Raw genomic sequence first — 14,527 nt, forward strand, 5'->3', positions numbered from 1 at the left:
TTACTCTGCCTTCCATGGGACCTTCATCAAATTCCATGTTGGGTTGTTGACTGACATGTCTATGTCTCTTGCGAAATTCAGCACACCAGAGAATCCGGTGTAACGTCCACTGTAATCATAGGAGTGTATCTGCCTGGATGGGATTCCCATCTTTTGTGCCATGTACTTGTCCTTGATCCCTGAACAGAAGAGGTCCGGCTTGAGTTCCTTTATCAGGAATTCGGTCTCATAGTGATTCAGGTCATCTACAGCTATTGCTCCTTCCTGCATTTCTGGCAGCATTCCTTCGTAGTCCATCAGGCCAAGCTTTTCCTTGAGCTCAATCATGCGTTCCTCGCTGATGGCAGGCTCGAATCCTTCTTCCATCTCAAAGTGAAGATCTTCAAGCATTCCACTTGATGCTTTTTCCTTCATGCCTTCAAGGATCTGTCTGCCTTCATAGTCATCACGGTGGGCAAACTGGTATCCTGCAACAAGCACCTTCATGCCGAGGTCCTCGAAAAGGTTCTGGTAGTGGTGTGACCTTGATCCACCGGAGTAGATGAAGACCTTCTTGCCTTCAAGCTTCCTTCTGTACTTATCAAGTTCTGGCTGGATCTTTGCCATTTCCTCTTCTATTATTTCCTCTGTTCTCTTTGTCATTTCAGGGTCATCAAAGAACTGTGCCATCTTCCTGAGTGACTTCTTTGTGCCTTCTACTCCAACGTAGTTCACCTTCAACCATGGAACTCCGTACTTCTGTTCCATCATGCGGTTGGTGTAGTTCACAGATCTGTGACACAATAGGATGCTAAGCTTTGCCTGGTGTGCCTTTGCAAGACTGTGGAATGATCCGTCTCCTGTAAAACTTGAGACAATGCGGTATCCGATCTTTTCAAAGAGTGGCTTGATCTCCCAGAGGTCACCACCGATGTTGTATTCACCGAAGATGTTTATGTCAAAGGGAGTTGGGTTTTCCAGTTCCTCGGTACCAACCACATGTTCCATGAGAACATTACTTGCGATGTGGTGTCCTGCTGACTGGCTAACACCACGGTATCCTTCACAGCGAAGTCCCATGACCTTGATGCCATGTTCCTTTTCTGCTTCCAGGGCTACTGCCTCGATATCATCACCTATGAGTCCTACCGGGCATGTTGCACAGATGGAGATCCCTCCGGGCTTGAATATCCTTACAGCATCGTCAATAGCTGCCTTGAGCTTCTTTTCGCCACCGAACACAATATCTGTTTCTTTCATGTCAGTTGAGAAACTGTACTGCAGGAAGTTGTCTCCTCCATCCTCTGCCTTACCCATGTTACGCCTGGTTCCCCAGGTGAAATATCCACAGCCAATAGGTCCGTGTGTGATGTGAACCATATCCTTGATAGGTCCCATGACCACACCCTTACCACCGGCATAGGCACAACCACGGTTTGTCATTATACCGGGTATTACCTTGCTGTTGGCTTCGATGTGCTGGTCTGTGGCACAGGAATCCTTGACAACAAAGTGTTGTCTCCTGTCCCTGGCGACCTTTTCCGGATAGATCTTCATCATGTCATCGACGACTTTCTGTGTGGATTCTACCTCTGAGCTCATTGTTCTTCCCTCTCTACAGTGATATCGCCTTCTTCTCCTGTCCTTATCCTGTAGGATTCAGGTATGTCTGTTACGAAGATCTTTCCATCTCCTGCGTGGCCTGTCTGGTTGATGTTGATTATTCTCTGGACTACCTTGTCTGCTGCCTTATCATCGACAACTATGGTGAACAGGCGCTTTGGAATGAAAGGTATACAGTTCTTTTTTGAGACTCCTTCCTGCTCTGGGAGTGGTGGGTCGAATTCATAGCATAATCCCTTTTGCTTTCCTCTGCCCATCACCTTTTCCACGGTGAAAGAAGGGTATCCGCATTCGGAAAGTGCATCAAGTGTCTTTTGCACCTTGTTCATGCGAATGATTGCCGTTATTTCCTTCATTTGAAATCCCCCTTCAGTTTTAAAGTCCGCTTTCGCCGGTACGTATTGTGTAAGCGCTTTCAACAGGGTTGACGAATACCTTTCCGTCTCCATACTTGCCTGTGTGGGCTGAACTCTTGATTATATCCACGACTTTTGACCTGTCCTCGCCTTCAACTACCATCATGATCATTGTCTTTGGAAGTTCGTCAAACTGTACCTCAGCTGTGTGGATACCTCTCTGCTTTCCTCTTCCGAACACATCTGTCTTGGTAAGGGAAACATAGCCTCCCTTCTCAAGTTCTTCAACTATGTCTGATACCTTGTTAGGCCTGACAATTGCACGTATCATATGCATTTTTTCACCTCAGAGTTCTACAATTCCAAATTCTAACATCATTGCTTCCAGGTCATCCATTTCCAGTGGCTTTGGGACAACGAACAGATCATTGTTCTCGATGTTGTTGGCCAGTGTCAGGTATTCCTTTGCCTGTCCACATTCGGGGTCATATTCGATGACTACCTTCTTGTTAATCTCTGCACGCTGGACGATATTGTCTCTTGGTACGAAGTGAATGAGCTTGCTTCCAAGTCTTTCTGCAAATGCTTCGAGAAGCTCGCGTTCTCCATCTACATTTCTGCTGTTACAGATGATGCCACCAAGACGTGCACCGCCCTTTGCGTACTTCTGGATACCCTTGCAGATGTTGTTTGCTGCATAGATCGCCATGAGCTCTCCACTGGCAACGATGTAAATTTCCTGTGCCTTTCCTTCACGGATGGGCATTGCAAAACCTCCACATACCACGTCACCGAGTACGTCATAGAAAACGTAATCCAGGTCTTCTTCGTATGCACCAAGGTTTTCCAGCAGGTTTATTGATGTGATAATTCCTCTTCCTGCACAACCTACGCCAGGTTCAGGTCCTCCTGATTCCACGCACTTGATATCTCCAAATCCTGGCTGGATCAGGTTGTCGAGTTCAACGGATTCGTCGCCTTCGGTTCTTAATGTGTCAAGTACTGTTTTCTGGTTAAGACCTCCAAGGAGCATTCTTGTAGAGTCTGCCTTTGGATCGCATCCTACCAACAGTATATTTTTCCCCATTGTGGAGAGTGCTGCTGTCAAATTCTGTGTTGTTGTTGACTTTCCGATTCCGCCCTTTCCGTATATTGCTACTTGTCGCATGGTCTTTTACCTCTGTACTTTTCTGACTTTTGTATGTTGTACTGTTTTGTGTGTTTGAGCTGCTATGAATTGTATAGTACAACGGAATCCTATGTACTATGTTCCTATATTTAAAGTTATTTAATGCATATATTATGGCAGTTCTACTTTTTTAGGAAAAAACAGTAGCATAAAGAGTTTTAAAAAATAAATTATTTCGAACTTTAAAATTATTGATATTGTCTAAGAACCGCTCAATTCCGTGTAATATGCCCTATTTTTTCGAACCGCCTTATATAGCACTATTCGCAAAACAGTTTAATTTTGAAAGAATGCGGCGAACATTCCAAAGCTTCCTTTTTTCAAAAAATTTCAGCGCTTTTGCATGACGGTAGAGGGCATGGTTCAAAAGGATATTCATGAAACTGAAAAAGATATTTTGATTGTGATGTGGGCTAGTAAAATAAGATTTATGGAAAGATACAAACTCCCAGCTAATCCTTGAAATTCTAAAAAAATGCCTGTGGTTTGCAGGCAGGGAGTTCTTAGTTTACTTGTATGCAAAGCCAGGAGATGATGTATGTAGCTGGCTCACCCCGCTGCAAGCAACAGCAGTGTTCGACTGAATTAATAATTCAATGGAAAAGGGCATATTTTCAAAAAGATTAAGGTTTCCGACAATCTCAAGTCTTTCCTGTATTCTTCGCTAAGAAAACCTGATCGGAAACAACAATTATCATATCATCACCTGGAAATGAGATCTTAATTTTACCAGTAAGGATGAAGTTTATATTGTTCATACAGTTTAGCCAGATCATTGCGATCCAAAGTCCACGCATCTTCATCCAGGCCTTCTGCAGTTTCGAATGCTTCCTTATCAACTTTAAGGATATAATCTCCTAGATTTGCTTTAAGAGCTCCCCAGGGAATGGCAAAGAATTTACAATTCACACCAAGGGTACAATCACAAGCAAATACTACGTATGCGATTCTTCCATACTCAGAGTCAATCATGACTTCTTTTATATTTCCAAGCTCCTCACCTTTTACAGTGAGGATCCTAGCTCCTCTTATTTCAGTTACCGGCACAAAGGTTGTGTCCATTGTAACTTTTATTTCTTCAGATATTCCCATACACCTCAACTCCCAATATATTATTCATTTATTGATATATGCAAAATATGATGCTAATAGCCATTTTAAGAGCAACAGTTTGTCTTTTGATCATCTCAAAACTGAAGACATTTGGCTTCCTACCCTATCAGCCACCCCATCATAAACCATCCCATTAATAATATCAATTCATTAGTAATATACATTCCTTACGAACTTGAGGTCGTGTCCACAGTAACTGATAATGTGAGCAAAAGAATGTCTGTGGCTTATCTCAAAATGCCAGTTTTTCCCAAATTTTCTCCATAGTTTATGCCACAGTTCTTTTTGAACTCAAGCAGCCAGTTCATCTGTTCTTCACAAAAAAAGGAGATGTGATCCCGGAACATAGTTTTAGTGAAATCTAGTGCGATAATTAGGATTCAGACAACCTTCGCAACGTTTTAAATTTCCGGGACACACGGTGGATTAAGTAAAAAGGAAAAAAGAGAATGCACTTAGAGTGCATCTCCGTTTGTTTCACCAGTTCTGATCCTGACGATCTTCTCTACCGGGTAGATGAAGATCTTTCCGTCACCAATGGAACCAGTGGCTGCGGTTTTCTGTATGATGTCTACGACATTGTCAGTATCTTCTTCAGATACTACTATCTCGATCTTGATCTTTGGTAAAAGGTCAACACAGTATTTTCTACCTCTCCACTGCTGCATGACACCTTTCTGCTTTCCTCGTCCCTTTACATCGGTTACTGTCAGACTCTCAAATCCTGCCTCTTCCAGTGCATCCTTGACTTCATGGATTTTTGTTGTCCTTATTATTGCTTCAATCTTTCTCATTTATATCACTCCTTTGCAAGAAGGAACTCTGGGTATGCACTGATTCCGTGCTCAATTACATCAAGTCCTGCTATCTCATGGTCTTCAGGTACACGAACTCCAATTACTGCATCGAGTATCTTGAAGATAATGAATGATGCTCCAAATCCCCATATTATACTAAGTACTGCACCAACTGCCTGTATTGCAAAGAGTTGAGATCCGCCGTAGATAAGTCCTGCTGTTTCTGCTGTGTATGCTGCGTTTGCAAGCATTGAACCTTCACCTGTTCCCAGTGCGAATATACCTACTGCCAGAAGTCCCCAGCTACCTGTGTATCCGTGTACTGCGATAGCACCTACAGGGTCATCGAGCTTGAGTGTGTTTTCATTGAACATTACACCAGCGTATACTATGATACCTCCGATGAGGCCTATTACAAGTGCTGCCCAGTTACTTACTGAACCACAAGGTGCTGTGATAGCTACAAGACCTGCAAGCAGACCGTTTGCTGTAAGGGATGGGTCTGGCTTTCCTGTCTTCATCCAGGTGATCAGCATTACCATGATAGCACCTGCGCCACCTGCGAGGAATGTGTTAACGATCACAAGGTTCATGAATGGGTCATTTGCGTCAAGACTGCTACCACCGTTGAATCCTACCCAACCGAATGCAAGTATAAGGGTACCGAGGAATGCCAGTGGAAGACTGTGACCTGGAATTGCCTGAGCCTTTCCGTTCTTGAACTTACCGATCCTTGGTCCGACTACTAGTACACCTGCAAGAGCCGCGTATCCACCAATTGAGTGAACTACACCAGATCCAGCATAGTCATGGAATCCTGTACCAATTGCATCAACAAGGAAACCACTTGTAAGGAGTCCTGCTCCGCTCCATACCCAGTGACCGTATACAGGGTAGATGAGTGCTACAAGAGCTACTGTGTAAATAAGATATGCCTTGAAATCAGTCCTCTCAGCCATTGCACCGGACACGATTGTTGCACCGGTTGCTGCGAAGACCATCTGGAACCACCAGCTGTTCCATACTGCATTGTCAGCACCGATCAGGAAGAACTGGTCAATACCAATGAGTCCTCCGTAATCAGCACCGTACATGATTCCCCAACCGACTGCCCAGTATACTACGATACCAAGACAGATGGTCATAAAGTTCTTCATGAGAATGTTTGCGGTATTCTTTGTTCTGGTAAGACCGATTTCTACCAGAGAGAAACCTGCATGCATCAGGAACACGATAGCACCTGCGATGATGAGCCATAAGGCTGTGAGTGCGGTTTCTAATGATGCGATTGATTCTGCGTTCTCTTCAACACTTCCTGCGGCTGCAGGAACAATAAATAGCATAAGTATGATGCTCATGAGCAGCAAGGACTGCCAGACCATCTTGTGATTATTTTTGAGTACTGTTCTGTTCATAAGTATACACCTGTTTTCTGCCAATTAGGAAGACGGATTCTATGTGTAGACTTACTATTACTTAAACTTTATGCATAATAGCTATGTACATTTGCATATAAAATACAAAGTTGGCGATAAATGAAGTGATTTATCTACAAAATCTACACATGGCACCCCTGCCAATACCCACATTATAATTATTTATTGGTTAATATGCGAAAAAACTATCCGTATCCATCATTATTTGCAGCATTCTGCCGTGTGACCTGTGACCTTGGGGATGTCCGGACCATTGGATGAGATCACAAAAAGGGTGGATAAAGAAAAAGAATGAGCTTCCGGCTGAACTATTAAAGAAGATGATACTTTATTCATCGGATCAAGATGACCTTGTCTGCGAAAAGAAGTGTTGGATCGGTATCACGCCATAAAGAGTGCAGATGTCACTGGCAAGCAGGCGTACACAATTCTCTTTCGGGAATTTGGCCGGGGATACTTCTCAATTATGAATATTCTAAAAAAGTATAAGGGTCTCTGATAATTCAAAAAGTGTTATTTCAGAGGGGCTTCATCTTGCTGTATTCCATTACAGCAGATACTGGATTTGTTTCCACATTCAGTCCTGTTTCTTCAACAGCAGCAACGGCATTAATTCCCACCATGACCGGGATGCCAACTTTTCCTCTTTCAACAGGTGCGTAGAGTACATCTTCTCCAGGGTTGCCTATGCAGAGGTGTCCGTTAATGTCTACTTTTTTGGCACGTTCGAAGACACTTTCCGCAAGACTGGTTGCTGAAGTAGGTATCTGTCTTACATTTGCAAGCATCTTTCCATTGCCTGTTTCAATGGCGTCAAGTATGGAAGTTGCTTTTCTCCTGAGGAATATCTTTATTGGGTCTATGGATGTCCCGCTGTATGATATGAGGTCAAGAAAACCTTCAGGCTTGTGGTCTTCCATTTGCATTATGCCTCCATATCTGGGCACTACTGGAATACCATTTTTAAGCAGTAATCCATCGAAAGTTATACTGCAAACAGTTGCAATGGCAACTTTTCCTTCAGGCACATAGATATCCTCTTCGGTATCTTCCTCAATTATGCCTACTCTGGGGCTGATGGTTGCTCCGTAATCCATTGCATATTTGATGATGTCGGTGGCACTTTCATAATCATCCTTGTCGATATTGGTTACGTTGACTATGACATTTCCTTTTCCTGTATCGAGGTCATAGTCAGCCCTGTACATTAATTCCTCTATCTTCGTGATGACAAAACCAAGCCTGTCACTTATCAGAGCATCACTGAGCTCTTTTTTGCCACGTTCGGTGATGGTCCGCCCGATATAACCGTGTTTTTCAGTAAATCCTCTTTCATCAAGTATTCGTAAGTGATATCTGACAGCGCGCTCTCCGATGGCATATCCTCGGTTATGCAGTTCATCAGCTATGAGCCGAGCTCCTAATGGCTTATCGTTTTCACCAATAATACGCATAATTTCGACAAGTTTTCTTTCAACATTAGGATCTGTCATTTTTCACACCATAAATTCAATTTTGTTGGTCGAGACCTTTTTAGTATAGCCCATGAATCGTATTTAAGTTGTGCGTTTATTCAATTCATATACGTCCGGTTCTCAGGATGTATACCACAAGCCACATACCAAATAACCCCGCCACTAAGAATCCGCCAACCCCAAGCATTGGCACACCCCATATATGTGGTTCCATGCCTGTCTGGATAACTATGGAGGAGCCAACTATTATGGATGATATTATAAGGCTAAAGGCGAGACGATTGCTGGCTGCATCCAGCTCGGCAACTATGCGGTCAAAACCATGATCATCGAACCTGAGCTTAAGGTATCCTCTCTCAGCGATGTCTAATATGTGGGATATCTTCGTGGGTACACGATGGGCTAATCTCAGCCAGCTGTTCAGGTCCTTGTAAGTTCCATCTGCAATATTCCTGAATTTAAGACGGTTATCTATGGCTCTTCTTGCGAAAGGTTCGGCTATGGTGGTCATGTTTATTCCAGGGTCCATCATCCCTCCAAAGCCCTCGACTGTCATAACTCCCTTTGACAACAAGGCAACATTGGAAGGCACTCTTACCTGATGTTTCCTCAGCATACCTATCATCTCTTCCAGGATGGATGCGGTATTAAGCTGTTTTAGTGATCTGCCATAATACTTGTAGAGCAGGTGGTCGATATCTATCTTCAGGGATTGCATGTCGACACTTTCATCGATGGAGCCTAAATCGCGTAAAAGTTCGATATAGAGGACTGTATCACCTTTTATCACTGCAATGAGCTCATCTATGAGCAGTTTCTTCAGGTCAGATGAAAGGAACCCTGCCATCCCGAAATCCAGCAAGGCTATTTTCCCGTCCTTCATGATGAATACATTTCCAGGGTGCAGGTCCGCATGGAAGAATCCATCCTCATAGACCTGTTTCATGAATGCCTCTGTGACAACGGTGGCAATATGTGCCCTGTCCACACCGAGCCTGTCCACCTCGTCGAAAAGGTTGCTTTTGATACCATCTATGTATTCAAGTGTCAGCACTTTTGTGCTGGTGAGGTCCCAGTAGACCTTAGGGATGTATATATTCGGATCATCGCTGAAATTATGTGCAAAATGTTCGGCGTTCCTGCCCTCCTGCGTATACTCCATCTCTGCATGGATGGAACGCTCGAATTCCTCCACTATCTCGGAAAGTCGGTAGAGTCTTGCCTCAGGTAAATGTTCTTCGGCAAATCCTGCCACACTGTACATGATATCCATATCTGCATCGATGATCTTCCTTATGCCAGGGCGCTGAACCTTCACAACCACCTCTTCTCCGGTATTGAGCCGTGCGCGGTGAACCTGCCCTATGGAAGCAGCGGCAATGGGTACTTCATCAAAGGACATGAAAAGAGTCTCAATGTCTGCATCCAGTTCCTCTTTGATGAGTCTTCTGACATCTTCAAATTCAAATGGCTGAACATCATCCTGGAGTTTTGAGAACTCTCGTGCATATTCAGGCGGGATAAGGTCCTGGCGCATGCTCATGATCTGCCCGAGTTTTATGTAAGTGGGCCCGAGCTCTTCCAATACCATCCTGACCCTTTTTGAATCTGATGTCCTCTCTTCCAGTACTCTGTCCTTTTTAATTCTGGATCTCAGTGGCCGAAATCTCCGGACTCCCAGCCTGTCAACTATGTGGCCGAATTCATATTTTATGAGTGTATCAATGATCTTGCCGTATCTCTTGATCATTGAGTACCTGTGTATCTTGCGCCCCCGCATGCTCCCCCTGAACATCTAAAATTTGTTAGATGTATAGATTTAGGTCTGGTAGCGTTATTAAATTATCGTTTTTCTAAAAAAGAATATGGAAATGTATCGAAAATCTTAAGTAAAGCATATGCAAAATTAATATGGGGTTGGGTTAGCACCCGCTTACAAAGAGTTGCCTTAATGGCATAAGGAGTTGAAACAATATGTTATTTTTTGATATAAGCACATGGGAGCCAAGTGATAGTGAAAAGGTTGTTGAACATTTCAAGCAGTTAAGAGCACCTGCCGGAGTAACTATCGTCAACCAATGGGTCGACCTCAATGGTGGAAGATATTTCATCCTTTACGAGGCTGAAAATGAAGAGGCATACGCAAACTTCAATTTGCCATGGTCCGACATATGCAAGATAGACAGCTCTCCTGTAATGGAATCTGCAAAATTCATAAAATTAATGGTCGAAAAAGGAGTATAATCCTCCTTTTCTTTTATTGCGTTTTTAAGTTACCTGTCTTAAGTTGATCTCTTTCTCAACGTTGCCTATACGGACAACGAATTTGCCAGCCGGCAGTGCATTTGTTTCATAGTTATGATAGAATTCTCCCTGGTTGTCAGACATTATAGCTTCCTTGGCAGTGAAATCTATATCAACTTCGCTTTCCCCTTCTTTTGCAAATCCGTTGATAATGATGTCGTATTTCCCGTGGGGGACATTATTTTCTGCAAACTCAGCAATTCCGTCTTTGGCATCAAATGATCTTTTGAAGTCAACGAACATCTTCACTATGAAATTGAGGTCCTTTACCTGCTGTGACCGGACTTCAAAGCTGTTCCTGCCCTTTGGTATCTGGATCTCATCAAATTTGTATTCGTACATTCCTTCAACGACTGGTACTTCTACTTTGAAAGAAACAACTATGTCTATACTCTTATCAGGTTCTGCTTTTCCCTGTATTGTCAAAACATCTCCTGCCAGCGGATCGGCAGGGAGTATGCTCCATTCACTCACATAGTCATCTGAAACTTTTTCAGTTTTGGCATGTGTAAAAGAATATATGAACTTAAAAAAAGTGAGGAATAGATTATGGCTTTTTATTAAGGCCAAAGGAATCCCTTACCTATGGCCTTTAAAGGTCCGCTTCTTTTTCTTCTTCTTCTTCTTCTTTTTCTTCTTCCTCGGAACCGGTCATCTTGTCGATCTTCCTGTTAAGTTCCTTGATGATATCCTTGAGTTCATGAAGTTCTTCCTTGGTTGCGACATCTGCTTTCTTGAAAGTTTCCTGCACTTTGTTTGTGATTTTGCTTTCAATTTCTTCCTTCTGCTTTTTCTGCTCATCGATGACTTCACGAACGAATTTCTTCCCTTCTTCTTTCTTCAGTTCCCCATCCTCGACGAGATCATCAGTAATTTCCTGTATCTTCTCTTCGGTGAGTGCCCACAATCCTATTCCGAAAAGACCCACTTTCTTCATTATGTCTGTGACTTCTTTCATAATAAACCTCCAATGATTAGTTGTGAGGTGCTAGGATAAAAACCTATTCTCTATGTATCTGTAAAAAAGAGCAAAAAAGAATAAAAAGAGAGGGGTAATGTGCTATAAAAGCATCATTCTGTCAGTTATTCAATGCTACGGTCAAGATATTTTGCATGACTCATCTCAATAAGCTTACCACATACCTCATCCGGCTTACCGTCCATGATTATTTTTGCATTGTCCATTAGGACGGTCCTGTGAGCAACCTCTTTAACAAAGTCCATGTGATGACTTACAAGTACAATTGTAGTGCCAAACTGGGAGTTGACCTTCTTCAGTGAATTGGTCACATCCCTGAGGGTTATGGGGTCCAGATCACCGAAGGGCTCGTCAAGAATGAGTATTTCCGGATATGTTGCCAGTGCAAGGGCAATGTATGCTCTGACATGTTCTCCGCCGCTTATCTGGTATGGGGTCTTGTCGAGAATTTCCATTGGCAGATCAAGTGCATCGAAGATATCTTTTGCATGCTGGTCAACATCGCCCTTTGTTATGAACGGGAAAAGTTTGGAATATATGTCCATTGTAAGGTTCAGTTGTCGCAGTATCTTATCCTTTTCATCCTGTGAGTTGTCAGGAAGGCTGTAGAGTGCATCAAGAGCTTCATCAGAGAGTCCAAGCTCTGCAGCCTTCTTCCTGGCAAATTCCAGGGACCTTTTACCTTTAATACGAAGCCTGAATGCCATTTGTTCCCTTACGGTGGAATGTGGGGATAATGTGAATTCCTGGTGCATGATGCTTATCTTCTTACGAAGGTCCATGCGCTGTTTTGTGAATTCAAGTATGTTGAGCCATTCACCGTCATGCAGGTAGCTGATATCTCCCTGTTTTGGTATCCTCAAACCTTCTATCATTTTAAGCAATGAGGTCTTGCCTGCGCCTGACTGCCCGATAATCGCAGTAATCTCGCCTTTGTTGATGTCCAGTGAAAGGTCTTCGAATTTGAGCACTTCTCCAACCCGTATAAGTGAAAAACGCTTTGACAGGTTCTTTACTCTTATTGCAGGTTCCTTTTCCTTTATGTCGGTCAATGGGATCTGCTTCTCGATATCCTTGAGGAAGTTTTTGAGGACGTCCTCAGTTTCTCCTGTTTCGATGATCTTTCCATCATCCATGTAGGCGACTCTGTCTGAAATGTAGCGATGTACTTCAGGAAGGTGTGAGACCACGATGATCGGTATGTCCAGCTTGCCCTTAATTTCCTTGATCAGATCGAGCATCTCCTGTTTTGTACCCGGTCCTGTCATGGTTACCGGCTCGTCCAGGAGCAGTAGCCTTGGTTTTGCTGCAAGTTGGCGTGCAAGGATAAGTCTTTGCTTCTCTCCACCACTGAGAAGATTGGATGAATGTAATGCTTTGTCCTCAAGACCTACGAGTTTGATGTACTTCTGTGCTTCCTCATGTACCTCTTCGTAATGGAACGAGTCTTCATGGGGAAGGCTTTCATCTCCTTCATGCTGGAAGTTCAATCTGCGTATGAGATTATCGATAGCAGGCCCGTTCCAGAGTGCGAAGTTTCGTTGAAGATGAATAGCAGCTCTGGCTCTATGTTTGCGGAGCTCGTCGTCATCTGATTCGCTTGTGATGATTTCTCCTTCCAGCTTAAATGATCCGCTGTCAAAAGATTCCAGTCCTCGAAGTATCTTAAGAAGTGTGGTTTTTCCACTGCCGCTCTTACCTGTAATTCCAAGTATCTCTCCATTCGCAACACTGAAACTGATGTCGTCCAGAACACGCTTTTTTTCGTCATTGAAGTCATATTCTTTTACGATGTTGGATACCTGTAACATTGTCAAACCTCTGATTAATGGATAGTCAAATTCGATAGGTAAAAAAGAAAGACTGGTATGAATACTTATCTCTTGATGGCTGAGACAAGTTCTTCGATCTTGGCTGTAACGTTTGAGCTCTCCTCGAGCACAGTACCTGTCACTATCATGTCCGCTCCGGCAAGTGCACACTGTTTTGCAGTGTTTCCATCACGTATGCCGCCGCCAACAATAAGCTTGTTATCTCCAAGAGCATGCTTAACAGCACCTATCATCTCAGGCCGTACCGGTTCATCGGCACCGGACCCGGCTTCAAGGTATGTATAATGCATACCGAGGTATTTTCCCGCAAGGGCATATGCAACAGCGATCTCCGGCTTCTTCTTTGGAATCAACTTTGCATCTCCGACCCATCCCACAGTTCCTCCTGGCTCCACTACAAGGTATGCCATGGAAATGGGTTCAATACCACTCTTGTAAACAAGAGGCGCACCCATCATCTGGTTAGTGGTGATGAAACTAATGTCCCTGGAATTTAGCAGACTCATGAAAAAGACCGCGTCTGCATGCCTGCTTACGCCGGATGCGCTTCCGGGGAATAATATAGTTGGCTTATCGCTCCTTTCCTTGATCTGAAGGAGGGTCTGATCAAGCACGACACCTCCGGCTCCAGTGGAACCACCGACCACGATAGCATCTGTTCCACCCAATGTTGCAGCGTGAGCAATCTCTGCTGCTTCTTCGGGGGACTGGGATGCAGGGTCGATAAGTGTCAAGTGAACTGTACCCTCGCGCTCTGCGATGTCGTTCAGGTACTTTTCCACTTGCATCAGAAAGATCAGCCTCTCGTTTCCTTGGATTTCATCCTCAGGCTTTTGTTACCGCATTTTCTGCATCTTGTTGCACGGACTGCATTACGTGCATTACAGCTCATGCATATCTTCTTTATAAGTATCTTTGCTTCTGCTTCTGGAAATCGTCCCATGATTTTTCACCTAATGATTGTAATTTTATAAATAAGAATAATTGTAGGCTGCATACATGCAATTCAAAACATATAATTGTTTTGGCAATTTGCTCATGTGCTGTTTTGAAGCAAAGAATATTTATCAAAATCCATCATCAATAATTAATGATTGTTATGACAGATGAAGAACTGATGAATAAAAGGCAGGAATGGTATGAAAAAGCCAAAAAGGAAGGCAAGCTCAAGGCCAATCCTACCGAGGACCATAAAGCCGGACTGAAGGCACTTCAAAACCCTGTCAGAAGAAGTATACTAAAAAGACTGGGTGAGGGGAACATGAGTTTTGAGGATATCAAAAAGGAGTTCGATCTTGATGATGTTCATGCAAAGTTCGATCTGAGTATGCTGGAAGATACACTGTATATTGAAAAGGACGAAAAAAGCGGTTCAACGGAATACTGCATCACAGTTCGTGGCGAAGCTTTCCTGGCAAATGCAGATTCAAAGCATTAAATAAAC

The 14,527-nt window shown here is 43.4% G+C and carries 17 protein-coding genes; 2 read left to right on the plus strand and 15 right to left on the minus strand.

Annotated elements, in window-relative coordinates:
* From nifD to V7O66_RS12730, 10 genes are all read right to left on the minus strand, one after another.
* The gene (gene nifD, locus V7O66_RS12685) at window positions 1-1,581 is read right to left on the minus strand and encodes a nitrogenase molybdenum-iron protein alpha chain (protein ID WP_406660673.1); all 1,581 of its coding nucleotides are present in this window, start codon (window positions 1,579-1,581) and stop codon (window positions 1-3) included.
* A complete protein-coding gene (locus V7O66_RS12690; RefSeq protein WP_406660674.1) occupies window positions 1,578-1,958 on the minus strand; it encodes a P-II family nitrogen regulator in 381 nt (126 codons plus the stop codon). The genes nifD and V7O66_RS12690 overlap by 4 nt, the downstream gene beginning before the upstream one ends.
* Window positions 1,959-1,977: 19 nt before the next feature.
* Window positions 1,978-2,295 (minus strand): P-II family nitrogen regulator, encoded by a 318-nt coding sequence (locus V7O66_RS12695; RefSeq protein ID WP_406660675.1) that lies wholly within the window; start codon window positions 2,293-2,295, stop codon window positions 1,978-1,980.
* Between the two features lie 9 nt (window positions 2,296-2,304).
* The gene (gene nifH / locus V7O66_RS12700) at window positions 2,305-3,126 is read right to left on the minus strand and encodes a nitrogenase iron protein (RefSeq protein WP_406660676.1); all 822 of its coding nucleotides are present in this window, start codon (window positions 3,124-3,126) and stop codon (window positions 2,305-2,307) included.
* 747 nt (window positions 3,127-3,873) lie between these two features.
* Complete coding sequence (locus tag V7O66_RS12705) at window positions 3,874-4,239, minus strand: PRC-barrel domain-containing protein (RefSeq protein ID WP_406660677.1); 366 nt, start codon at window positions 4,237-4,239, stop codon at window positions 3,874-3,876.
* A 476-nt stretch (window positions 4,240-4,715) separates the two neighbouring features.
* Window positions 4,716-5,054, minus strand: a complete 339-nt coding sequence (locus V7O66_RS12710) for a P-II family nitrogen regulator (protein ID WP_406660678.1) — start codon at window positions 5,052-5,054, stop codon at window positions 4,716-4,718.
* Window positions 5,055-5,059: 5 nt separating this feature from the next.
* Window positions 5,060-6,472 (minus strand): ammonium transporter, encoded by a 1,413-nt coding sequence (locus tag V7O66_RS12715; protein WP_406660679.1) that lies wholly within the window; start codon window positions 6,470-6,472, stop codon window positions 5,060-5,062.
* 222 nt (window positions 6,473-6,694) lie between these two features.
* Window positions 6,695-6,829, minus strand: coding sequence for a hypothetical protein (locus V7O66_RS12720; RefSeq protein WP_406660680.1), 135 nt, complete (start codon window positions 6,827-6,829; stop codon window positions 6,695-6,697).
* A gap of 182 nt (window positions 6,830-7,011) precedes the next feature.
* The gene (locus V7O66_RS12725) at window positions 7,012-7,986 is read right to left on the minus strand and encodes a DUF128 domain-containing protein (RefSeq protein WP_406660681.1); all 975 of its coding nucleotides are present in this window, start codon (window positions 7,984-7,986) and stop codon (window positions 7,012-7,014) included.
* A gap of 85 nt (window positions 7,987-8,071) precedes the next feature.
* Window positions 8,072-9,748 carry an ABC1 kinase family protein gene (locus tag V7O66_RS12730; RefSeq protein WP_406660682.1) on the minus strand — a complete coding sequence of 559 codons (1,677 nt, stop codon included), beginning with the start codon at window positions 9,746-9,748 and terminating at the stop codon, window positions 8,072-8,074.
* Window positions 9,749-9,942: 194 nt separating this feature from the next.
* Between V7O66_RS12730 and V7O66_RS12735 the strand changes: the two genes are divergently transcribed.
* On the plus strand, window positions 9,943-10,212 hold the full coding sequence (locus V7O66_RS12735; protein WP_406660683.1) for a DUF3303 domain-containing protein: 270 nt from the start codon (window positions 9,943-9,945) through the stop codon (window positions 10,210-10,212).
* A 24-nt stretch (window positions 10,213-10,236) separates the two neighbouring features.
* Here the strand turns inward: V7O66_RS12735 and V7O66_RS12740 are convergent, their stop codons facing one another.
* The 5 genes from V7O66_RS12740 to V7O66_RS12760 all read right to left on the minus strand — a co-directional run bounded on the left by V7O66_RS12740 (window position 10,237) and on the right by V7O66_RS12760 (window position 14,026).
* Window positions 10,237-10,746 carry a hypothetical protein gene (locus tag V7O66_RS12740; protein WP_406660684.1) on the minus strand — a complete coding sequence of 170 codons (510 nt, stop codon included), beginning with the start codon at window positions 10,744-10,746 and terminating at the stop codon, window positions 10,237-10,239.
* A gap of 118 nt (window positions 10,747-10,864) precedes the next feature.
* Window positions 10,865-11,230, minus strand: coding sequence for a phasin family protein (locus V7O66_RS12745; RefSeq protein ID WP_406660685.1), 366 nt, complete (start codon window positions 11,228-11,230; stop codon window positions 10,865-10,867).
* Between the two features lie 125 nt (window positions 11,231-11,355).
* Window positions 11,356-13,062: an ATP-binding cassette domain-containing protein gene (locus tag V7O66_RS12750; RefSeq protein ID WP_406660686.1), complete on the minus strand. Its 1,707-nt coding sequence runs from the start codon at window positions 13,060-13,062 to the stop codon at window positions 11,356-11,358.
* Window positions 13,063-13,127: 65 nt separating this feature from the next.
* Complete coding sequence (locus V7O66_RS12755) at window positions 13,128-13,871, minus strand: geranylgeranylglyceryl/heptaprenylglyceryl phosphate synthase (RefSeq protein ID WP_406660687.1); 744 nt, start codon at window positions 13,869-13,871, stop codon at window positions 13,128-13,130.
* A gap of 8 nt (window positions 13,872-13,879) precedes the next feature.
* A complete protein-coding gene (locus V7O66_RS12760) occupies window positions 13,880-14,026 on the minus strand; it encodes a 50S ribosomal protein L40e (RefSeq protein WP_406660688.1) in 147 nt (48 codons plus the stop codon).
* A 147-nt stretch (window positions 14,027-14,173) separates the two neighbouring features.
* On the opposite strand from V7O66_RS12760, the gene V7O66_RS12765 reads away from it, so the two are divergent.
* On the plus strand, window positions 14,174-14,521 hold the full coding sequence (locus V7O66_RS12765) for a winged helix-turn-helix domain-containing protein (RefSeq protein WP_406660689.1): 348 nt from the start codon (window positions 14,174-14,176) through the stop codon (window positions 14,519-14,521).
* The last annotated feature ends 6 nt before the right edge of the window (window positions 14,522-14,527 follow it).

It is taken from the genome of Methanolobus sp. ZRKC3, assembly GCF_045291275.1.
Taxonomy (GTDB): Archaea; Halobacteriota; Methanosarcinia; order Methanosarcinales; family Methanosarcinaceae; genus Methanolobus.

Bases quoted from the DNA above. Each gene is read 5' to 3' on its own strand.
- nifH (WP_406660676.1), bottom strand. From the start codon at position 3,126: ATGCGACAAGTAGCAATATACGGAAAGGGCGGAATCGGAAAGTCAACA.
- V7O66_RS12720 (WP_406660680.1), bottom strand. From the start codon at position 6,829: ATGAATAAAGTATCATCTTCTTTAATAGTTCAGCCGGAAGCTCATTCT.
- V7O66_RS12735 (WP_406660683.1), top strand. From the start codon at position 9,943: ATGTTATTTTTTGATATAAGCACATGGGAGCCAAGTGATAGTGAAAAG.
- V7O66_RS12750 (WP_406660686.1), bottom strand. From the start codon at position 13,062: ATGTTACAGGTATCCAACATCGTAAAAGAATATGACTTCAATGACGAA.
- V7O66_RS12695 (WP_406660675.1), bottom strand. From the start codon at position 2,295: ATGCATATGATACGTGCAATTGTCAGGCCTAACAAGGTATCAGACATA.
- V7O66_RS12710 (WP_406660678.1), bottom strand. From the start codon at position 5,054: ATGAGAAAGATTGAAGCAATAATAAGGACAACAAAAATCCATGAAGTC.
- V7O66_RS12725 (WP_406660681.1), bottom strand. From the start codon at position 7,986: ATGACAGATCCTAATGTTGAAAGAAAACTTGTCGAAATTATGCGTATT.
- V7O66_RS12730 (WP_406660682.1), bottom strand. From the start codon at position 9,748: ATGCGGGGGCGCAAGATACACAGGTACTCAATGATCAAGAGATACGGC.
- nifD (WP_406660673.1), bottom strand. From the start codon at position 1,581: ATGAGCTCAGAGGTAGAATCCACACAGAAAGTCGTCGATGACATGATG.
- V7O66_RS12690 (WP_406660674.1), bottom strand. From the start codon at position 1,958: ATGAAGGAAATAACGGCAATCATTCGCATGAACAAGGTGCAAAAGACA.
- V7O66_RS12705 (WP_406660677.1), bottom strand. From the start codon at position 4,239: ATGGGAATATCTGAAGAAATAAAAGTTACAATGGACACAACCTTTGTG.
- V7O66_RS12755 (WP_406660687.1), bottom strand. From the start codon at position 13,871: ATGCAAGTGGAAAAGTACCTGAACGACATCGCAGAGCGCGAGGGTACA.
- V7O66_RS12760 (WP_406660688.1), bottom strand. From the start codon at position 14,026: ATGGGACGATTTCCAGAAGCAGAAGCAAAGATACTTATAAAGAAGATA.
- V7O66_RS12715 (WP_406660679.1), bottom strand. From the start codon at position 6,472: ATGAACAGAACAGTACTCAAAAATAATCACAAGATGGTCTGGCAGTCC.
- V7O66_RS12745 (WP_406660685.1), bottom strand. From the start codon at position 11,230: ATGAAAGAAGTCACAGACATAATGAAGAAAGTGGGTCTTTTCGGAATA.
- V7O66_RS12765 (WP_406660689.1), top strand. From the start codon at position 14,174: ATGATTGTTATGACAGATGAAGAACTGATGAATAAAAGGCAGGAATGG.